The following is a 19,996-nucleotide window of genomic DNA, read 5'->3' on the forward strand; positions in this document are numbered from 1 at the left end:
GTTCAGGATTGGGTCGCGGCCCTGAGCTCGGAGAATGCCTCGCGGATGTGCTCGGCGAGGCTCCGCTCGGCCGGGTCGGTGAGCCAGTGTTCGAACGCCACCTTGAACACCGCGATACCGGCCTCGGCGACCAGACCGGCCATGAGGTCGGCGACGCCGCGGCGGCGCAACGCATCGCAGATCGTCGTCGCCAGTGAAGCGAGCTTGATGAGTTCGCGTTCTTGCAGGCTCGGATTGGCGGCGATCACGGTCTGGCGCCGGCGCGCATGTGGGCGACGGTCGGCGAAGAAGTCGGACAGTGATTCCAGCGCGCCGGCGACGGCGTCGAGTGGCGCGGTGGCCGGCGGGGCGTCGTCGATGGCGGCTTCAAGTGTGTCGGCGAGTTCGCGGCCCCGAAACAGCACCTCGCGTTTGTCGGCGAAGTGCCGGAAGAAGGTGCGTTCCGTCAGGCCCGCGCGGGCGGCGATCTCGGCGACCGTCGTCGCGTCGAAGCCCTGCTCCAGGTACAGGTCCAGGGCCGCCTGTTCCAGGCGGCCCTGCGCGTTCGGTTCCCATCGGCCCACGGGCGGATTGTAGGCGATGTCAGTCACTGCCACGACGCACCATGACAGTGACTGACATGAGGTGTACGGTCGGTGATGTCATCCACTGACATCATCGGAGGGGCCAAATCATGCGCATATTCGTCACCGGCGCCAGCGGGCACATCGGATCCGTCGTCGTCCGCGAGCTACTGGAAGCGGGGCATCAGGTCACCGGACTGGCCAGATCGGACGCCTCGGCGAGTGCTCTCACCGCAGCAGGCGCCCAGGTGCATCGCGGTTCGCTCGATGATCCCGACGATCTGGCCGCCGCGGCCGCTGCCGCCGACGGCGTCATCCACCTGGCCTTCAAACACGACTTCTCCAACTACGCCGACTCGCTTCGGTTGGACCTGCGGGCAGTCGAAGCCATGGGAGAGGCCTTGGCGGGCACTGGCAAGCCGTTCGTGAACACCTCGGGCACCCTCATGCTCGCGTTCGGAGAGCCGGGCCGGCTCGGTACCGAGGACGCCGACGTCGACCGGTCGGGCCCGCGGGTGGCATCCGAACTCGCCACTCTGGCGTTGGCTGACCGCGGTGTGCGGTCATCGGTGATCAGGCTCGCCCCGACGGTGCACGGTGATACCGATTATCACGGCTTCATCCCCACCCTCATCCAATTCGCCCGTGCCGCAGGACGATCCGGATATCAGGGTGACGGCTCGAACCGATGGCCGGCAGTGCACACCCGCGACGCCGCACGGCTCTACCGGCTGGCCGTGGAGTCGGCGCCGGCCGGCTCGGTGTTGCACGGAGCTGCCGAGGAGGGCATTGCGTTCCGCGACATCGCCCAGGCCATCGGCGACGGGTTGGGTGTGCCGGTGCAACAGATTCCCGCCGACGAAGCTCCGGCGCAGTTCGGATTCCTGGCGGGTTTCGCCGCGCTGGACAACCCGACGTCCAGTGCTCGGACCCGTGCTCTGCTCGGCTGGGAGCCGGTGCATCCGACCCTGCTCGAGGACCTCAAGGCCGGTCATTACTTCGAGAACCTGCGGGACGTGCCACCGCTCTGGGCCTAGCGGCTGACGAGCTCCGGGTGGAACTTGGTCACCAGCCGGCGGATGCCGTCGCGCCAGTCGACCGACGTGCCGCCGATCAACTCGTGCATGCGGGTCGTGTCGGTCGGGCCGCCGCGCAACGCGTTCGGGTCCTCGGTGAACACCGGCTCGCGGCCGACGAGCTCACCGATGTAGGCGCACCATTCCTGCAGGCTGACGGTCTGATCGCCGCACCAGTTCACCGTGGTGGCGGGGACCGACGCCACATCCAGCAGTTTGGGCAGGGTCGCCAGGATGTCGTCTTCATGGATCGGGTTGTACTGCGCCGGGCCGCCCGGCGGCACCGGGATCGGGATGCCCGCGAGGATCATCTCCATCTGGTAGTACGGCCAGCCGCCGTTGTCGCCGTAGGGCACGTTGAACCGGGCGATGGTGGCCGGCAGATCCAGCGCGCGGGACATGGTGCGCACGACCGTCTCGCCGGCGATCTTGGAGATCGAATACGTGGGGAAGAGGTGCTTGTGGTTGTCGCCCAGCGCTGCTGACTCGGAGCGCGGCTCGTCGCCGGGCGGGTCGTACACCGCGGCCGACGACGTGTGCAGGAACGCCTTGGCCTCGCGGCAGTGCGCCATCAGCAGCCCTACCGACTCGGCGTTGGCGGCGAGGTCCTTGTCCCACCGGCCGGTCTTGGCCACCGCCAGGTTGACCACGTAGTCGAAATCGGTTGGCAGCGCTCTGAAGTCGCCGACCGCGAGGTTGACCGCCGCGCACCGGACGCCGGCCTGCTCCAGCTTCTGCTGGGCCTGCGGATTGTGGAAGCGGGCCACGCCCCACACCTCGTTGTCGGCCGCCAAGGCAGTGGCGATCGGGGTGGCCACCTGGCCGGTGACTCCGGTGATGAGGATCTTGGCGCCGCGCATAGGGCTGATAGTAGGTAGGCCGCTAGGGTTGACCTCATGCGAGTCGGAGTTCTGGGTGCCAAGGGCAAAGTCGGTGCGACCATCGTCGACGGTGTGGAAGCCGCCGACGATCTGACGTTCACCGTCGGTGTCGACGCCGGTGACGAGCTGAGCCTGTTCACTGAGAGCGGCACCGAGGTCGTCGTCGATTTCACTCACCCTGACGTCGTGATGAACAACCTGAAGTTCCTGATCGAGAACGGCATTCACGCTGTCGTCGGGACCACGGGCTTCACCGAGGAGCGCCTGACCCAGGTGCGCGAGTGGGTGGCCGCCAAGCCGGGCGTCGCGGTGCTCATCGCCCCGAACTTCGCCATCGGCGCGGTGCTGTCGATGCATTTCGCCAAACTGGCTGCCCCGTTCTTCGAGTCGGCCGAGGTCGTCGAGCTGCACCACCCGCAGAAGGCCGATGCGCCGTCGGGCACCGCCACCCGCACGGCCCAGCTGATCGCCGAGGCGCGAAAAGGCTTGCCGCCCAACCCCGATGCCACCAGCACGGGCCTGGAGGGTGCGCGTGGCGCGGAAGTCGACGGCATCCCCGTGCACTCGGTCCGGCTGCGCGGCCTGGTGGCGCACCAGGAGGTGCTGTTCGGCACACAGGGGGAGACGCTGACCATCCGGCACGACAGCATCGACCGCACGTCGTTCGTGCCGGGCGTGCTGTTGGGTGTCCGCGAGGTCGCCAAGTACCCAGGGCTGACCATCGGCATCGAAAAGCTGATGGGGCTGTGACGGGCCGGTGATGACCAAACCCAGCCCGCAAGTGCTGCGCATCCAACTGGTCGTGGCCTTTTTGTGCGTGGCGCTGGTGGTCTATTTCTGGATCATGGGCCGCTCCGGCGTGATCCTGATGAAGTCCGGCGAGCCTGCCGCCATCGGGCTGGGCATCGGCATCTTCGTGCTGCCGCTGATCGGCCTGTGGGCCATGGTCGCCACGCTGCGGGCCGGCTTCGCGCACCAGCGGCTGGCCCGGCTGGCCCACGAGGAGGGCGTCGAGCTCGACGTCAGTGATCTGCCCAAGCGGCCGTCGGGCCGCATCGAACGCGACGCCGCCGACGCGTTGTTCGAGTCGGTGCGCGATGAGGTCGAGGCCGCGCCTGAGGATTGGCGCGGCTGGTACCGGCTGGCCCGCGCGTACGACTACGCGGGAGACCGGACCCGGGCCCGCGAGACCATCCGCAAGGCCGTCCGGCTGGAGCAAGCTTCCCGATGAAACTCCTTGTCGTGCACCACACTCCGTCTCCGAACTGTCAGGAGATGTTCGAAGCGGTGCTCGCCGGAGCAACCGACCCCGAGATCGAGGGCGTCGACGTCGTGCGCCGCCCCGCGCTGACGCTCTCGGCTGCCGACGTGCTGGAAGCCGACGGCTACCTGCTGGGCTCGCCGGCGAATCTGGGGTACATGTCGGGTGCCTTGAAGCATGCGTTCGACCAGATCTACTACCCGTGCCTGGACGCGACACGTGGCCGGCCGTTCGGTCTGTGGCTGCACGGCAACGAGGGCACCGAGGGCGCCGAGAAGGCCGTCACCGCCATCACCACCGGGCTGGGCTGGGTGAAAGCGTCTGACTACGTGGTGGTTTCGGGTAAACCCAGCAAGGCCGACCTGGAGGCGTGCTGGAACCTGGGTGCCACCGTCGCCGCGACGTTGATGGGCTGACCTGCAACCCGGTCAATTCTTCTTCAGAAAATCGATGAACATTCGGAAAAGGTCCGACTGGCTGGTGATACCCAGGCGTTGATACGCGTTATGCCGGTGCAGCTTCGCCGTACCTTCCGTAATATGCAGTTCCTCGGCTACGGATTGATTACTGTGGCCGCGGAGAATCAAATTGACGACGCGAAATTGTGCGGGTGTCAGCACGTCGGCGAAAGCCTTCTCCAACACCGAGTCGATTTCACCCACACGAGTCGGCGCGGGGATGATCGACGTCAGGTCTGCGTGCCGCCGAACCAGCTTGCCCACCAGGGGAGCCAGGTCGGACAGGGCCTCGAACTCCCGCTCGGAGAACCGCTCGGCGGTGCGGTTACGCATCAGTGAATACGTTGCGCGCCAACCGTCGGCGAGGGTGACGATATAGCCGATCTCCTCGATCAGAGTGCCGGATTCGTCGGATATGCACGGATGCACTTGATCTGACGCCGCGAAGTCGGAAGAGAAGAACTCGTCGGGCGCGATCTCGGACATGCGCCGGAGGCCGTCGGGTATCTCGGTGGTGCACGCGACGTAGAACGGGTCGAGGAGATAGCCGCCCTTCAAATACGAACTCAAGGCGTTACGCGAAACGCTGGCGCTGTATCCGTCGTGCATCAGCAATGGCGGTGACAGCGGATGAAACACGAATACGCATGTCATATCGAAGGGTGCAACGGTGCGGAGGAAAGTATCGACGGCAGGCCCGAATTCCGGGTTATTGAGGCCGGAAATGATTCGGGAAATCCCCTCGATTTCCGGTTTTTTCACCGGCGCCGCCTCCTGCGCGAAAGTTATGCACTTCGGTATATGGACCGCCGCAGAATACCAAGCCTAGTGTCCTGGATCACACCTCATCTGCGAACGGTGGGTGAGCTCGGGACGGCAGGAGGCCGGCGTGGCAGGCAGACTCGAAGGACGAACCGCACTGGTGACCGGCGGTGCCGGAGGGTGCGGATTGGCGGCGAGTCGGTTGTTCGCCCGCGAAGGCGCGAAGGTCGGCATCCTCGATGTGCCGTCAAGTGCCGGTGCTGCCGTCGCCGACGAGCTCCGCGCGGAGGGGTTCGAGGCCCTGTTCTGCCCGGCGGATGTCTCGCAGCAGGATCAGGTGGCCGCAGCCGTCAGCGCGGTCGAGGAACACTTCGGGCCCGTCACCGCCTTGATGAACCACGCCGGCATTCTGGCCGCCGCGCCATTCCTGGAGACGTCCGTCGAGGAGTGGGACCGCATCATGGCGGTCAACGTTCGCGGCATGTTCTTGGTGACGAAGGCTGTGCTGCCCGGGATGATCGCGGCCGGCGGCGGCAGCATCGTCAGCACCTCATCGATCTCGGGTGTCGTCGGAACCCCGATGGAGGTGCTCTACTGCACCAGCAAGGGCGCCTGCCACATGTTCGCCCGCGCCCTCGCCGTCGAGTTCCGGGATCGGAACATCCGCTCGAACGCTGTCTGCCCGGGATTCATCGCCACCGACCACGGCCGGCGTGAGCTGAGTCTGCTCGCCCAGCACGGCGTGGACGTTTCTGACGCCGCGATTGCGGCCGATCAGGGCCGGATGTGCGAGCCGGAGGAGGTTGCCTCAGCGGCACTGTTCCTGCTGAGCGACGATGCGAGTTTCGTCAACGGTGCCCACCTGTTCGTCGACAACGGCTACACGGCGATCTGACCCGGAACGACGAATCAGTATGGAGATCAACGGCTTTCATCCCGAGCGGCGGCACTGGCGCAACTGGGTCGGCAACCAGTCCTGCATTCGTCAGGAGACCGGCGCCCCGACCAGTGAAGACGAGCTGTGTGCACTCGTGGCCGACGCCACGGCGCGCGGCTTGGACGTGCGGGCGGCCGGTTCTGGTCACTCGTTCACCCCGGTCGCCTTGACTAACGGTCTGCACCTCACCCTGTCGCAGCTGCGCGGCGTCCGGCATCTGGATCCCGACCGCCGCCAGGTCACCGTCGGTGCCGGCACGACCATCAATGAACTGGTCGCAGAGCTGAAGCGCAACGGCCTGTCGATGGTCAACCAGGGCGACATCGACTCGCAGGCCGTCGCCGGCGCGCTCACCACGGGGACGCATGGAACCGGTGCCAAGCTCGGCAACATGGCGTCATCGATCGTCGGGATGAAGCTGGTGCAAATCGACGGCAACATCCTGACCGTCGACGGCTCGGACGCTGATCTGCTGGAGGCCTCCCGGGTGTCGCTCGGCACGCTCGGGGTCATCTCGGAGCTGACCCTTCAAGTGATGGACGCCTACAACCTGCACGAGCGGATCTGGCGCGAGGACTTCGAATCGGCCATGGACCGGCACGACGAATTAGCCGCGCAGCACCGGCATTTCGGCTTCTTCTGGTGCCCGACCGAGCAGAGCCGCCACCTTTACTGCCTGCCCGACACCGCCGAGACGTCGACCACCGGCCGTACCACGGACGTGTGCGAGATGAAGGTCATGGACATCACCGACGAGGCGCCGTTCGAGACGGAGTTCGAGAAAGTCGCTTACAGCTCGGACGTCTACCCGATCACGTACGTACCGAACTTCCACGAGCTGGAGTACGCGGTGCCGGTCGCCCACGGCAAAGACGCCGTCCGGGCGGTTCGAGACCTGATGCTCACTGATTTCCCAGAGGCCTTGTACCCCATCGAATACCGGTTCACCGCCGGTGACGGCGGCTGGATGAGCCCGTTCTACGAGCAGGACAGCGTGACGGTGTCGGTTTCTGGGCAGCCCGGACTCGACTACTGGGACTACCTGCGCGCCGTCGACGAAATCCTGCGGTCGTACGGCTCGCGACCGCACTGGGGCAAGATGCATTTCCTCACCGGAGACGACGTCACCCGGCTTTATCCGAGGGCCGCGGACTTCCGCCGGCTCCGCCGCTCGCTGGACCCGCAGGGGCGTTTCCTGAACGAACATCTGACGCCGCTGTTCGGCTGATCTCAATCCCTCGAAATCCATTGGCAGGTAATACATGTCGACAACCGAACGCGCGCTGACCGACGACGAGAAGCTGGCCGAGCTCGGCTACAAGAGCGAACTCAAACGTTCGTTCTCGGGATTCTCGAACTTCGCGATCTCGTTCTCTGTCATCTCCATCCTCAGCGGTCCGTTCATCAGCTTCTTCATCGGCTGGAACAACGGCGGGCCGATGGCGATCTCCTGGGGTTGGCCGCTGGTCAGCCTGCTGATCATCGTCGTCGGCCTCTGTATGGGTGAACTGGTCTCGGCGATGCCGACCTCGGGCGGGATGTACTACTGGTCGGCGAAACTGGGGTCCGTCCGGTCCAGTTACTTCACCGGGTGGCTCGACTTTCTCGGTCTGCTCGGCATCGTCGCCGCAGTCGTGTACGGTGCGGCGACCTTTGTCGACGTGACGATCTCGGCGTACAGCGACACTTGGGCGCAAGGCTATTCGCTGACCCGGGTCTTTCTGATCTTCGTCGCGCTGCTGGTGGTGGTCACCATCGTGTCGATCTTCTCCAGCCACCTGCTGTCCATCATGAACAGCATCTCCGTCTGGTGGCACGTCGTCGGCGTCGCGGCGATCATCGCGATCCTCGTTTTTGTGCCCGGCCACCACGGCACCGTGTCCGACGTGTTCCTGCAACGCGTCAACAACACCGGTTTCTTCGGCGGAAGCACCTCGGGGATGGGATTCATCTTCATCGTGCTGCCGCTGTCGATGATCCTGCCGCAGTTCACGATCACCGGGTACGACGCGTCGTGTCACATGTCGGAGGAGACGGTCGGGGCGTCCGATGCGGCCGCGAAGGGTATCTGGCGGGCCATTGCGTACTCGGCAATCGCCGGCTGGATTCTTTTGCTGGCAATGCTTTTCGCGGTGCAGGATGCCGCGGCCGTGACAAAGAGCGGAGGCAATTCGGTCACGGTGCTGCAGCAGGCGCTGGGGCAGCCGTGGTTCGGGCTGGTGCTGACCATTTCGACGGTGGGGCAGTTGTTCTGCGCGATGGCCTGTATGACGTCGACGACGCGCATGCTGTTCGCGTTCAGCCGGGACGGCGCGGTGCCGTTGGCCCGCTACTGGACCCGGTTGACCAGCAGGGGTGTTCCCGTCTACAGCGTTCTGCTCGTGGCAGCGCTCGCGGTGGTCATCACGCTGCCCGCGCTGGTCCGGGTCGACATCAACGGCGCTCCGGTCCCGGTCGCCTTCAACGCCGTCGTCACGATCGGTGTGGTCGGTCTGTACCTCGCCTTCGCCATCCCGATCTACCAGCGGTGGCGCAAGGGCGACGACTTCAAGGTCGGCACGTGGAGCATCGGCCGGCACTACCGGTGGCTGTGCCCGCTGGCCGTCGTCGAGATCGGCATCACCACGCTGATCGCACTGATGCCGAGTTCGACCGGCGGAGTGCCGTGGCTGGACGGGTTCTCCTGGAAGTACGTGAATTACACCCCGCTCGTCGTCGGCGGAACGCTGCTGGCGCTGTGGCTGATCTGGGAGCTGTGGGTCAAGAAGATCTACACGGGTCCGCGCGAGACGGTGAACCTGCCCGCCGGAGTGTCCTCTGCCAGCGAGTTGAGCGCCGAGTGGGTCGAGCACCACCCCGACCATCACCACCATCTGGGACATGCCGACACCGAGGCTTCGAAGCGGCGGGAGGTCAGCCCCCGCTAGGGTGATTGACGTTTGCGTCGATCAGTGAGGAGCCGACCATGGGAATCGCGGACCTGGCGCTGGGAGCCGCGCCGCTGGCCGGAGGCGCGCTGCTCGGCGCCGTCGCGGGCAACCTGAAGCCGCCGGACGTGCGCGCCGCGATCAAGGCCGACATGGACCTGCTGGACCGCATCCCGGTTGAGCAGACCGAGCGCCGCGCCGAACTGCAACGCACCATCGACATGCGGATCGACGAGGTCATCGCCGCGGTCGACCGCAGCCGTCAGCTCAAGTCGACGGCGATCGGCTACGCGTTCAACCGCGAGGGCCGCCTGCGCGACATCCTGGTCTTCATCATGGCCGTGCTGTTCTGCATCATCTGGTGGAACCTCAAGCACTCCCGCACCGGCTGGCTGCCGATGTTCATCGCGCTGATCGTCTTCACCGTGCTGTCCGGCTGGTACGCGCTGCGCGGCATCGTCCGGGCGTTCTCCTCGGTGCTGCACCGCAAGAAGAAGACCGGGGACGCCGCTCAGTAGTGGTAGGTGTCCGACGGCGCCGACACGTGGTCGGGGTCGTCACCGAACATCGACGGGTGGATTCCATACGCCTTCGCCAGATCCAGAATCTTGTTGGCGCGGGCGATGCGCGGCAGGTCCGAACCGTTGCGGATTTCGCCACCGTCGCGCTCGAACTCCGCGAAAAACTCCTGTGCCCAAGCGATTTCGTCCAGTGACGGGGACAGGCCCTCGTTGACGGTCCCGCACTGCTCGGGCGTGAGGCAGATCTTGCCGGTCATGCCGAACTCGGTGGAGACCGCGGTGGCCTCGCTGAGCTTGCGGCTGCTGGACCCGATGGTCGGGCCGTCGATGGCACCGGGCAGATGCGCGGCCTTGGCGGCGATGGTGAACCGCGAGCGGGCGTAGGCGAGCGTCGCGGGGTTGTCGCCGAAGCCGGTGTCGCGGCGGAAGTCACCGATTCCGAAGGCCAGTCGGAACGTGCCCTTGGCCGACGCGATCTCGGTGATGCGCTCGAGTCCGCGCGCCGTCTCGACGAGCGCGACGATCGGCACGTTGGGGAGTCGCTTGGCGGTCTCGGTGACGTGGTCGACGGACTCGACCATCGCCAGCATGATGCCGCCGACGGAGGTCTTCGACAGCATCTCCAGGTCGTCGGCCCACCACGGGGTGCCGAAGCCGTTGACGCGCACCCAGTCGGTGTTGCCGTCACCGAGCCAGCGTGCCGCGTTGTCCCGTGCCGAGTCCTTGTCCTTGGGCGCTACCGCGTCCTCGATATCGATGATGACGATGTCGGCGCTGGAGCGTGTCGCCGGCGAGAACCGGTCGAACTGCGAACCATTGACCAGCAGCCAGCTGCGTGCGAGTACGGGATCAAGTCGGGATCCGTGCTCGTTGGCGTCGGGTTCGTAGCTGCTGGTCTGGTCGTACACCCGTCAATCGTCCCGCACCGCGGGAGGTACACCGGCCCCGGGGGTTACTTCAGCGCCGCGCCGAACACCCGCTCCATGGCATCCCAGTGCCGCTGCGCCGCGGCCTCGTCGTAGGCGCCGGCGTTGTCGGGCACCGCGAAACCGTGCGCTGCGGGGTAGAACTCGACGGTGTGCTCCACGCCGGCGTCGGTCAGGGCGCCGTCCAGGATCTCACCCTGCTCGGCGGTGAACGATGCGTCGTTCGAGGCGGCACCCACGTAGACCGCCGCGCTGATCTGGTCGGCGCGCAGGTGCGGGCTGTCGTCGGTGTCGGTGACCAGGCCACCGCCGTGGAACGACATGGCCGCGGCGACGCGCTCGGGCAGCTTGCCGGCGATGACGAACGACGTCCGTCCGCCCATGCAGTAGCCCGTGGTGCCGAACTTGTCGCCCGTGACATCCGGCCGGGCCGCCAGATAGTCGAAGAAGGCGCCCGCGTCCGTGACCATGACGTCCTGCGTGACCGTGCGCATCAGGCCGAACAACCGCCCGCGCTCGGACTCGTCGGAGAAGGCGGTGGCCATGTCGAACGGCGTCCAGCCCGCCTCGCGGTAGTAGATGTCCGGCACCAGCACCACGTAGCCCAGCGCGGCGAGTCGCGCAGCCATGTCGTCGAAGGTCTGCCGCGGGCCGCCGGCGTCGGGGTACATGACGACCGCGGGCCACGGCCCGGTGCCTTCCGGAGTGGCGACGGTGACGGCACAGATGCCGTCGGCGGTGGTGATGGTGTCCTTGGTCACAGGCATGGCTTCCGTTCTACTCCTCGGCCCAGAACGTAAGCTGGCAGCGTGGCTGTGCCGACTCCCTATGAAGACCTGCTGCGGCTCGTGCTGGAAGAGGGCACGCCCAAATCTGATCGCACCGGGACCGGCACCCGGAGCCTGTTCGGCCATCAGCTGCGCTACGACCTGGCCGCCGGGTTCCCGCTGCTGACCACCAAGAAGGTGCACACCAAGTCGGTGATCTACGAGCTGCTGTGGTTCCTGCGCGGTGACTCGAACGTCCGGTGGCTGCAAGAGCGCGGTGTCACGATCTGGGACGAATGGGCTTCGGAGACAGGCGAACTCGGGCCGGTGTACGGCGTCCAATGGCGGTCGTGGCCGACGCCGTCGGGCGAGCACGTCGACCAGATCAGCGCGGCGCTCGAGATGCTGAAGACCAACCCCGACAGCCGGCGCAACATCGTCTCGGCGTGGAACGTCGGCGAGATCGCCCAGATGGCACTGCCGCCGTGCCACGCGCTGTTCCAGTTCTACGTCGCCGACGGCAAGCTGAGCTGCCAGCTGTACCAGCGCAGCGCCGACCTGTTTCTCGGCGTGCCGTTCAACATCGCCTCCTACGCGCTGCTGACGCACATGATGGCCGCCCAGGCGGGCCTCGAGGTGGGCGACTTCGTGTGGACCGGCGGCGACTGCCACATCTACGACAACCACGTCGAGCAGGTGCGGCTGCAGCTGTCCCGCGAGCCCCGGCCGTACCCGGAACTTGTTCTCGCGCCGCGTGATTCGATCTTCGATTACCAGTACGAGGACATCGCGATCGTCAACTACGACCCGCACCCGGCCATCAAGGCACCCGTTGCGGTCTGATGCCGTGAAGCTGATCTGGGCCCAGGCCAACGGCGGCGTCATCGGCCGCGACAACGAGATTCCGTGGCAGCTGCCCGAGGACATGGCGCGTTTCAAGGAGCTGACGCTGGGCTCCACGGTGGTGATGGGCCGGCTCACCTGGGAGTCGCTGCCTGAACGCTTCCGGCCGCTACCGGGCCGCCGCAACGTCGTGGTCAGCCGCGACGCCGGTTATGTCGCCGAGGGCGCCGAGGTGGTCACGGCGCTGCCCGCCGAGGTCGACGGCTGGGTGATGGGCGGGGCGCAACTGTACGCGCTGGCGCTGCCGTCGGCGACGCTGTGCGAGGTCACCGAGATCGATGTCGACGTGCCGGACGGTGACGCATTCGCGCCGACGTTGGACGACTCCTGGACCGTCACGCACGGCGAGTGGCAGACCAGCAGAACCGGCCTGCGCTACCGGTTCTGCACCTATCGGCGGTAGCCGGCGAGCCGCCGGACGTCGTCGTCAGGATCGTGGGCGGCCAGGTCGGCGATCCGGGCGCTCAGTGCCGCGACGTCGTCGGGGTCCAGACCTTCGGGTCCCATGGGCCCGATCAGTTCACCGAGAACGACGACGGCGTGCCGGCGGATCACCGGCTCGGCGTGGTCGAGTCCCCGCCGGGCGCCGGGAAGGTCGGCGGCATCCAGCGTGCAGTAGCCCTGACCAGGCGCCAGTTCCTGCGCGATCAGTGCTGCGATGGCCGGGTCGGCCAGTCCCGCGGCCAGGAGTGCGTAGTCGAGCGGCCGATGGCTGCGGCCGTGATCGCGGAACGACCGATACGGCGCCGTGACGGCGGCCGCGCGGCTGGCCGCGGGCAGGTCGCTCTCCAGCACCTGCGGGCCGCAGTCCAGCCGCCCCAACGCGGTGGCCGCCCAGTCGTGGCCGGGGCCCGGCAGGGGCACCGCCGCCCACAGCGCGTCGATGACGTCAGCCGATGCGATATCGAGGTCGGCCAACAGCTTGGCGCCGAGCCAGGCGGTATCCCGACGTTCGAGGGCCGCGACGGCGACCGGCACCGCGGCGGCGCCGAGATCGAGCAGCAGGGTCCGCGCGCGTTCCTGACCCAGGTCGCCCGGCGGTCCGGGCACCAGCCCGGCAGCAGCCGCGAGCGCCGCGACCCGCTGTTCGACCGGCAACGCCAGCACCGCCTGCTCGGCTTCGTCGGCCGCGAGGTACTCGGGGAAGTGTCGCCGCAATTCGTCGGGCGTCAATGAGCGCACCAGCAGGTCGCCGTCCTCGTCATCGAGGTAGACGACGACGTCGGCCGGCAGGGTGCCGTCGGCGACCAGCACCGCTCGCACGCTGGCGGCGATGGTCAGCATCGCCTGCGCGAACCGCTCCCAGGCCTGGTCCCACTGTGCGCGCGGCAAACCCGACACCGCCTCGATCAACCGGTCACCCCAGTCGCCGGCGCTGTCGCTCCACTCGTAGTCCTGGTGCTCCCAGTCCGGCGGGCTGAACCGGCAGGACGGCTCCGGCACCGACTCCTCGGTGCCCAGCGCCAGATTGGGCAGGTAGATGACGCCCGTGGTCTCGGCGTAGAACTCGCTGAATGCCACCGCGTACGGCTGTTGTCCGGACGCCGCGCCGACCAGCGCCCGGACGGCCGTCACCGCCGCAGCGGTCAGGTCGGTTTCGAATCCCGCCCAGTCGAACTGCACCGGTGCCTACGCCTCGGCAGGCACCACGTCGGCACCCGTGCCCTTCACCGAGGACTTCGCGCGCTTCTCGGCACGCACCGCCTTGCCGTTGCGCACGAACCCGGTGGGGGAGACCGCCGCCGACAGCAGCGCGTCCTCGCCACCCACGAACGGATGGAAGCCCACGCCGGCGCCGCCGCGGCCCTTGACCGGGATGTCGGCGACTTCGGTTACCTTCCAACCCTTTTCGGACGTCGACAGGATGGCTTCGCCGTTGCCGCACGTGATCGGCAGCGCGGCGATGACTTCGTCGCCGTCGCCCGCCAGCTTCACGCCCGCGACGCCATTGCCCGCCGCGCCCTGCGGGTTCACCGCCGTCGGGTCGATGCGCAGAATCTTGCCGCGGCGCGTCACGAGTGCCAGGTGATAGCCCGGCGTCAGCACACCCGAGCGCAGCAGCCCGGTGATGTCCGGGGCCACCGGGATGTCGCGGGTCTTGAACGGCAGGCCGTTGCCGTTGGTGAACTTGATGCGCCCGTCGGTCCACACCGCCCAGCCCAGCCCGGCGGAGAGCAGGTCGCCGTGGGTGTCGGAGAACACGCCGCGGTCGTCAAGCCGCCAGTTGGCGTTGACCTTCTTCTCCCGCGGGCCGTCGTCGTCGGAGCTCGACGCCGTCGGGGTGCCCTCGAAGTCCAGGACCGTGCGGCGGTCGAATTCGGGCCCCGCGAACAGCTTCGCCGTCTCTTTCAATTCGTTGTCGATCACCACGCGCCGGGCGTCGGGGTTCGACACCAGCTCGGTGAGTTCCGCGAACTCGGCGTCCAGCTTGTCCGCTTCGGCCTGCAGCTCGATGACGTCGAGCTTGGTCAGTCGCCGAAGCTGCAGTGCCAGCACGTAGTTGGCCTGTTCCTCGTCGATGCTGAACCGTTCCTGCAGCCCGCGGCGGGCGTCGTCGACGGTGTCGGAGCCGCGGATGACCGCGACGGCGGCATCGATGTCGAGGTGGATCTTCATCAACCCGGCCACCAGATGCCTACGGGCAGTGACCTTCTCGAGCCGGTACTGGCTACGGTGCAGGACGACGGAGTCGCGCAGGTGCAGGAAGGCGCCGATCAGCTCGCGCACCGTCCACCAGCGCGGCACGCGGTCCTCGTCGAGCGCGACCAGGCTGGCGGCGAACGTCGACTCCAGCGGGGTCAGGGCGAGGAGCTGGTCGCGGATGGTCTCGGCGGCGTGGCCGCGTTTGGCGGTGACGACGATCCGCAGCCCGTTGCGGCGGTCGGTCAGGTCGGACATGTCGGCCACACCGGCCAGCTCACCGGACTCGACGAGCGCCCGAATCCGGTCCTGCACAGTGTTGCTCGCGACGCCGGGCGGCAGCTCGGTGATGACGACGTTCTTGCCGTCGATCGACAAGGTGCCGCGCACGGTGAGCGCACCCCGGCCGGTGGTGAGGTACTCGCGCAGCCCGGCCGTGCCGACCACCGTCGCCCCACAGCCCCAGTCCGGGCCGGGAATGAGTTTGGCCAGCCGGTCGTCGGTCATGTTCGGCGTCTTCAGCAGCGCCCGGCAGGCCGCCATGATCTCGCGCGGATTGTGGGCGGGCACCTTGGTGGCCCAGCCTTCGGCGATACCGACGGCACCGTTGCAGAGCAGCACCGGCCACTGGGCCGGCAGCATCGTGGGCTCGATCCACTCGCCGTCGAACGTGGGCACCATCGGTACCGCGTGGTCGTCGAGTTCGGCGGTCAGTGCCGCACCGGGAGCCGACAGCCGCATCTCGGTGTACCGGTCCGCGGCGGGGATGTCGCCCTGGATGCGCGGGAAAGCACCTTGTCCGTCAATGACTTTCACGCGCTGGAACTCGGCGGCCATCAGCGCCGCGGCGCCGTACATCGAGGCGCCGCCGTGCGGGTGCAGGTTGCCGGTGACGGCCGAGCACACCTTCGAGGACTTCTGTGGCTTGTTGCCGGGCAGCAGTTTCGAGTCGTGCATCTGGTACAGCAGCCGGCGCTGGCCCGGCTTGAGGCCGTCGAAGGCCGACGGGATGGCGCGGTCGCTGACGCTGTAGAGCGCGAACGTCAGCTGGTAGTGGTTCCAGTAGTCGTCGGCGCTCTGGTCGAGGACCAGGTCCGGATTCTGCTCGGGAACGTCCAGGGTCGAGGTCACGGTTGACTCTTTCTAGTCCAGGTCCAGCGCGAGGGTGTCGACGACGGCGGCCACCTCGGCCATCCACGTGCGCCGGCCCTCGGGCGGCCCGCCGAACAGGGTGTGGTGCAGCTTCTTCTCCGCGTCGTCCGGGTGCACGCGAATCACGGTGCGCCGCTGCGGATCCAGCACGGTGTTCCAGAAGTCGTCGGCGTCCATCTCACCGAGACCCTTGTTGCGCTGCACCTCCACCCGGCGTTTCGAGCGGGCTTTCAGCTCGGCCACGGCGGTGTCGCGCTCGGACTCGTCCTGGCAGTAGATGCGCTCTTGGCCGTCCTTGACCACGAACAGCGGCGGCAGTGTCACGTAGACCATGCCGGCCTCGACGAGCGGGCGGTAGAAGTCCAGGAACATCGAGATCAGGCTCGAGTTGATGTTGCCGCCGTCGGGGTCGGCGTCGGACGCGAACAGGATCCGGTCATAGCGGCACTGTTCGGGGTCGCAGTTGTCGCGCACGCCGCAGCCCAGGATGCGTTCGATGGAATCGAACTCGTCCTTGACCCGCGCCTTGTTCACGGTGAAGCCATAGACGTTGGGCGGCTTGCCTTTCAGCGGGAAGGCGGCCTGGAAGGTGGCGTCGCGCGCCGCTTTGATGGTGCCCAGTGCCGAGTCGCCCTCGCACAGGAACAGCTCGGCGCCCGACCCGCGACCGGTCTCGCGGCTGGGCAGCAGCTTCGGCGGCAGCGACAGGTTGGTGCCCAGCCCCTTGGCCTTCGACGCCGCGCGGGACCGTGCCTTGGCGCCCTCGGCGCTGCGGCGCGCGCGGGCCGACTCCAGCGCCAGCTTCGTCCACAACGACACCGTCTCGCTGTTGGCGGGATTCGCCGCCCAGACGTTGACGCTGCGCGTCACATCCGGGGCCATCGCGACGTTCAGCGAGCGCGACGAGACCGCGGTCTTGGCCTGCGAGTCCCAGCCCACATCCGGTGCGCGGGTGTCGACGGCCAGCGCGGTCACCGCGGCGAAGTCCTGCGGTTCGGGTCCGTCCTCGCCCTTGGCCAGGCCCAGGTCGCGGATCCGGGACGCGCGGTCGGCCAGTGCCTCCGTGAGTCCCTTGATGGCCGCGGTCAGGTGCGATCCGCCGCCCGGGGTGCGCACGGTGTTGCAGAACGCGGCCACGGTGGTCGGCTCGGCCGGTCCGGCGGTCATCGACCAGCGGAACGGGGTGGGCCCGCGCCCGGTGGTGTATTCGCCACGGCCCTCCACGACGGCGCGCACCGGCGGCAGGGGAGTGCCGGCCGAGGTGCACATGAGGTCCAGCAGCGCCTCGGTGCCCCAGGGGCCGTTGAACGGCTGCAGCAGGGCGGCGGGGACCTCCTCGCCGGGCCAGCCCTCGTCGACGACGGTCAGGTGCACACCGGGGCACATCCGGGCCGCGGCGTGCGCGCGCAGCAGGACCTCGGCGATGTCCACGCTGGCGTCCGGCACCACGGCCTGGTCGAACAGAATCCGGACGGTCGTGCCGTGGGCGTCGGGTTTGCGGTTGCCGACGCCGCGCAGCTTCTGGTTGTCGGCACGCGTGAACTCGGCGTTCGGGTCGAATTCCTTGCCCTCGAACGTGCCGGGGTAGCCGTGGCCGAAACTCTGCAGGTAGGTCTTGCCGGCCCGGCGCACGGTGACGTCGGTGCGGGCGGAGATGAACACCGCGGCCGCGGCGCCGATGCCGTTCAGGCCGGCGCCGGTGCTGCTGGCGTCGGCGTGGGCCGAGAACTTGCCGCCGGCGCGCGCCGTCCCGAGGGTCTTGACGATGCCGTTCTTGCCGGTCACGGGGTCGGAGTCGATGGGAAGGCCGCGTCCGTCGTCGGCGACGCTGACCGAGCCGTCGGCATGCAGGGTGATCGTGACGGTGGAGCCGCCGTGGCTGGGGTCGGCGACCTCCTCGACCGCGTTGTCCACCAGCTCGCGCAGGGCGGTGTTGAGCACATCCAGGCCCAGGTTGACCGCCGGTCGCAGGCGGGTGTGCTGAACATCGTCGAGTTCGGTGATGTCCGCAGCGTTGTAGCTCACTGCTGGTCCTTTCCGTCAGGGCCGGCCGGGTGAGACCGAAGCCCCAATACAGGGTGTGCCGCAGGAATGGTAGGCGGTTCGGCCGACAACCTTGCAGATCCATGCGCGAGTTTGTCGGTGGTCTGCGCCACGATGTGACAGTGGCAGCACTCACCACGGTCCAGGCCCGTCGCATCGCCGTCGCCGCCCAGGGCTTTCACGAACCCAAGCCGTCCGGGGCGGTAACCCGGGCACACCTGAAGCGTTTGATGTCCAGAATACAAGTGCTGCAATTGGATTCGGTATCGGTCTGCGTGCGGGCGCACTACGCGCCGGTGTTCAGCAGGCTCGGTCCCTACAATCGCGACGCGCTCGACGCGCTGGCGTGGAGCCACAGCGCGCGGTCGCCGCGGCAGTTCATCGAATATTGGGCGCACGAAGCGGCGTTGTTGCCCGTGGAGGACTGGCCGCTGCTGCGCTGGCGGATGCGTGAGTACACCCACGGGCGCTGGGGCACCGAGATCGTCAAGCGCAACGGTGAGCTGGCCGAGAAGATCGTCGCCGCCGTCGCCGAACTCGGGCCGTCGACGGCCGGACAGATCGAGGCCCACCTCGAAGCCGAACCCCGTGGCGCGAAAGGGCCCTGGTGGGGGCGCAGTGACACCAAGTGGGTGGCCGAGGCGCTGTGGTCGGCTGGCGTGCTCACCACGGCCACCCGCGCCGGGTTCGCACGGCACTATGACCTGGTCGAACGGGTGCTGCCGGCGGAGGTGCTGGCCCGGGAGGTCTCCGACGACGAGGCGGTCCGGCAACTGGTGCTCAAGGCGGCCGGGGCGCTGGGCGTGGGGACCGAGTCCGACATCCGCGACTACTTCCGGCTGGGCGCCCGTCAGGTGAAGCCCGCTTTGGCGGCGCTGGTGGCGTCCGGAGAGCTGGAGCCCGTCACGATCGATGGGGCTGCGGCCTACCTGCGCGCCGGGCAGAAAGTACCTCGTACGGACCGGGGCACCGCACTGTTGTGCCCGTTCGACCCGCTGATCTTCTTCCGGCCCCGCGTCGAGCGGCTGTTCGGCTTCCACTACCGGATCGAGATCTACACCCCGGCCCCGAAGCGCCAATTCGGTTACTACGTCTGGCCTTTCCTGCTCGACGGCCGGCTGGTGGCGCGCGTCGACCTCAAACGCACGGCCGACGCGCTGCATGTCGTGGGCGCGTTCGCCGAGGACGGCGAGGACCGCGTGCGGGTGGCCGCGGCCCTGGTGCCGGAACTCAGCTCGATGGCGGCGTGGCTCGGCGTCGGCGACGTGACGGTCGGGGACCGCGGGGATCTGGTCGCCGAGCTGGGACGGCGGGTCTAGCGCCGGCTAGTTCGCGGCGTGGTACGCCTCGACGATGTCGGCCTTGATGCGGCCGCGGGCGGCGACGTCGTAGCCGTTCTCCTGTGCCCACTCACGGATCGCGGCGAGCTGTTCCTTCGAGGACTCGGCCTTCTTGCCGCGGCGGCGCGACGTGCCGCTCTTGGCGGCCCGAGTGCTCGGCTCCGCGACCTTCTGGGTCCGGGTGCGACGGCCGCCGACGCGGGTCGCGGCGTCCAGATACGGTGCCAGCGCCTTCTCGAACTTCGCCACGTTCGCAGCAGAAAGATCGATCTGGTAATCAACCCCGCGTACCGAGAAGTTAATCCGCTCACCCGTGTCGTCGGTGATTTCAGTGCCGTTAATATCGTCAACAAGTTGGACGACAATGCGTTCGGCCACGAATGATCTCCTTTATCGGGGGTGTTCGGCCGGAAGTGTAACGATAAAAAATAAGAAGGGCACCCCGGAGTCTTCATTGCCGGTAGTGGTACGCCCGCTCAATGCTTTTTCGCGGCAATCCTGCTGAATATCGAGAATTCAATTGGGCGGGTAATTCCCACGGCCCCAATATGATTCACTGCGCATTCCCGCGCGAACGCGATCACTGCGCGTCGTGGTGGCACACCACTTCCAGCATCATGCCGAACGGATCCAGCCAGAACATGGCGAAGTAGGGCGGCGGATATTGCGGGAACGGCTGTGGTCTGTGCAACACCTCGCCACCGGTCCGCTGGACGAACTGATGGACGCCCTCGACCGCGGATCGCGTCTTGACCATAAAGGGGCTCTTCACAGATGAGGGTGTAGAGGTGGTTGGCGCGTCGTTGCCGGGATAGAGGTCGAGGTCTCTCGAAAATGAG

20 protein-coding genes and 1 pseudogene are annotated in these 19,996 nt (G+C 67.5%); 11 read left to right on the plus strand and 10 right to left on the minus strand.

Annotation, left to right across the window (positions count from 1 at the left end):
* Nucleotides 1-2: 2 nt before the first annotated feature.
* Nucleotides 3-563, minus strand: a complete 561-nt coding sequence (locus tag ACJH6H_RS12320) for a TetR family transcriptional regulator (RefSeq protein WP_064859460.1) — start codon at nt 561-563, stop codon at nt 3-5.
* Between the two features lie 110 nt (nt 564-673).
* On the opposite strand from ACJH6H_RS12320, the gene ACJH6H_RS12325 reads away from it, so the two are divergent.
* Entirely contained in the window at nt 674-1,600 is a 927-nt protein-coding gene (locus tag ACJH6H_RS12325; RefSeq protein WP_064859416.1) for an SDR family oxidoreductase, read from the plus strand.
* Here the strand turns inward: ACJH6H_RS12325 and ACJH6H_RS12330 are convergent.
* Nucleotides 1,597-2,499, minus strand: a complete 903-nt coding sequence (locus ACJH6H_RS12330) for an NAD(P)-dependent oxidoreductase (protein ID WP_064859417.1) — start codon at nt 2,497-2,499, stop codon at nt 1,597-1,599. The genes ACJH6H_RS12325 and ACJH6H_RS12330 overlap by 4 nt on opposite strands.
* Nucleotides 2,500-2,535: 36 nt before the next feature.
* Here ACJH6H_RS12330 and dapB point away from each other — a divergent pair, with 36 nt between their 5' ends.
* Genes dapB through ACJH6H_RS12345 form a run of 3 tightly spaced genes read left to right on the plus strand, consistent with a single transcriptional unit; the run spans nt 2,536 to nt 4,197 of the window.
* On the plus strand, nt 2,536-3,270 hold the full coding sequence (dapB, locus tag ACJH6H_RS12335) for a 4-hydroxy-tetrahydrodipicolinate reductase (RefSeq protein WP_064859418.1): 735 nt from the start codon (nt 2,536-2,538) through the stop codon (nt 3,268-3,270).
* A 10-nt stretch (nt 3,271-3,280) separates the two neighbouring features.
* Nucleotides 3,281-3,751, plus strand: coding sequence for a tetratricopeptide repeat protein (locus ACJH6H_RS12340; RefSeq protein ID WP_064859419.1), 471 nt, complete (start codon nt 3,281-3,283; stop codon nt 3,749-3,751).
* Nucleotides 3,748-4,197, plus strand: coding sequence for a flavodoxin family protein (locus ACJH6H_RS12345; RefSeq protein ID WP_064859420.1), 450 nt, complete (start codon nt 3,748-3,750; stop codon nt 4,195-4,197). Before ACJH6H_RS12340 ends, ACJH6H_RS12345 begins: the two co-directional genes overlap by 4 nt.
* Nucleotides 4,198-4,209: 12 nt before the next feature.
* Here ACJH6H_RS12345 and ACJH6H_RS12350 read toward each other — a convergent pair whose 3' ends face one another.
* A complete protein-coding gene (locus tag ACJH6H_RS12350) occupies nt 4,210-5,001 on the minus strand; it encodes a LuxR C-terminal-related transcriptional regulator (RefSeq protein WP_064859421.1) in 792 nt (263 codons plus the stop codon).
* Between the two features lie 127 nt (nt 5,002-5,128).
* Between ACJH6H_RS12350 and ACJH6H_RS12355 the strand changes: the two genes are divergently transcribed.
* From ACJH6H_RS12355 to ACJH6H_RS12370, 4 genes are read left to right on the plus strand one after another with little or no spacing between them, the layout of a single operon-like run.
* A complete protein-coding gene (locus ACJH6H_RS12355; RefSeq protein ID WP_064859422.1) occupies nt 5,129-5,896 on the plus strand; it encodes an SDR family NAD(P)-dependent oxidoreductase in 768 nt (255 codons plus the stop codon).
* Between the two features lie 19 nt (nt 5,897-5,915).
* The gene (locus tag ACJH6H_RS12360) at nt 5,916-7,166 is read left to right on the plus strand and encodes a D-arabinono-1,4-lactone oxidase (RefSeq protein ID WP_064859423.1); all 1,251 of its coding nucleotides are present in this window, start codon (nt 5,916-5,918) and stop codon (nt 7,164-7,166) included.
* A gap of 34 nt (nt 7,167-7,200) precedes the next feature.
* Nucleotides 7,201-8,865 carry an amino acid permease gene (locus ACJH6H_RS12365; protein ID WP_064859424.1) on the plus strand — a complete coding sequence of 555 codons (1,665 nt, stop codon included), beginning with the start codon at nt 7,201-7,203 and terminating at the stop codon, nt 8,863-8,865.
* Between the two features lie 38 nt (nt 8,866-8,903).
* Entirely contained in the window at nt 8,904-9,383 is a 480-nt protein-coding gene (locus ACJH6H_RS12370; RefSeq protein ID WP_064859425.1) for a hypothetical protein, read from the plus strand.
* On the opposite strand, the gene ACJH6H_RS12375 is transcribed toward ACJH6H_RS12370, so the two are convergent.
* Nucleotides 9,377-10,294, minus strand: a complete 918-nt coding sequence (locus ACJH6H_RS12375; protein WP_064859426.1) for a CoA ester lyase — start codon at nt 10,292-10,294, stop codon at nt 9,377-9,379. The genes ACJH6H_RS12370 and ACJH6H_RS12375 overlap by 7 nt on opposite strands.
* Before the next feature lie 44 nt (nt 10,295-10,338).
* Nucleotides 10,339-11,079, minus strand: a complete 741-nt coding sequence (locus ACJH6H_RS12380; protein ID WP_064859427.1) for a dienelactone hydrolase family protein — start codon at nt 11,077-11,079, stop codon at nt 10,339-10,341.
* 42 nt (nt 11,080-11,121) lie between these two features.
* On the opposite strand from ACJH6H_RS12380, the gene ACJH6H_RS12385 reads away from it, so the two are divergent.
* Both ACJH6H_RS12385 and ACJH6H_RS12390 read left to right on the plus strand, forming a co-directional pair.
* Nucleotides 11,122-11,922 (plus strand): thymidylate synthase, encoded by an 801-nt coding sequence (locus ACJH6H_RS12385; RefSeq protein ID WP_406774954.1) that lies wholly within the window; start codon nt 11,122-11,124, stop codon nt 11,920-11,922.
* Between the two features lie 4 nt (nt 11,923-11,926).
* The gene (locus ACJH6H_RS12390; protein ID WP_406774955.1) at nt 11,927-12,385 is read left to right on the plus strand and encodes a dihydrofolate reductase; all 459 of its coding nucleotides are present in this window, start codon (nt 11,927-11,929) and stop codon (nt 12,383-12,385) included.
* Here the strand turns inward: ACJH6H_RS12390 and ACJH6H_RS12395 are convergent.
* Genes ACJH6H_RS12395 through ACJH6H_RS12405 form a run of 3 tightly spaced genes read right to left on the minus strand, consistent with a single transcriptional unit; the run spans nt 12,373 to nt 17,799 of the window.
* The gene (locus tag ACJH6H_RS12395; protein ID WP_406774956.1) at nt 12,373-13,605 is read right to left on the minus strand and encodes a DUF4303 domain-containing protein; all 1,233 of its coding nucleotides are present in this window, start codon (nt 13,603-13,605) and stop codon (nt 12,373-12,375) included. The genes ACJH6H_RS12390 and ACJH6H_RS12395 overlap by 13 nt on opposite strands.
* A gap of 6 nt (nt 13,606-13,611) precedes the next feature.
* A complete protein-coding gene (locus ACJH6H_RS12400; RefSeq protein WP_406774957.1) occupies nt 13,612-15,753 on the minus strand; it encodes a DNA gyrase subunit A in 2,142 nt (713 codons plus the stop codon).
* Between the two features lie 12 nt (nt 15,754-15,765).
* The gene (locus ACJH6H_RS12405; protein ID WP_318984359.1) at nt 15,766-17,799 is read right to left on the minus strand and encodes a toprim domain-containing protein; all 2,034 of its coding nucleotides are present in this window, start codon (nt 17,797-17,799) and stop codon (nt 15,766-15,768) included.
* A gap of 140 nt (nt 17,800-17,939) precedes the next feature.
* Between ACJH6H_RS12405 and ACJH6H_RS12410 the strand changes: the two genes are divergently transcribed.
* Nucleotides 17,940-19,136 (plus strand): winged helix-turn-helix domain-containing protein, encoded by a 1,197-nt coding sequence (locus tag ACJH6H_RS12410; protein ID WP_406774958.1) that lies wholly within the window; start codon nt 17,940-17,942, stop codon nt 19,134-19,136.
* Between the two features lie 6 nt (nt 19,137-19,142).
* On the opposite strand, the gene ACJH6H_RS12415 is transcribed toward ACJH6H_RS12410, so the two are convergent.
* On the minus strand, nt 19,143-19,535 hold the full coding sequence (locus ACJH6H_RS12415) for an Lsr2 family protein (protein WP_406774959.1): 393 nt from the start codon (nt 19,533-19,535) through the stop codon (nt 19,143-19,145).
* Nucleotides 19,536-19,737: 202 nt separating this feature from the next.
* A pseudogene (locus ACJH6H_RS12420) lies at nt 19,738-19,996 on the minus strand (extradiol dioxygenase); the annotation flags it as partial.

The sequence above is a fragment of the Mycobacterium sp. SMC-21 genome, from assembly GCF_045310825.1.
In the GTDB taxonomy this organism is placed as follows: Bacteria; Actinomycetota; Actinomycetes; order Mycobacteriales; family Mycobacteriaceae; genus Mycobacterium.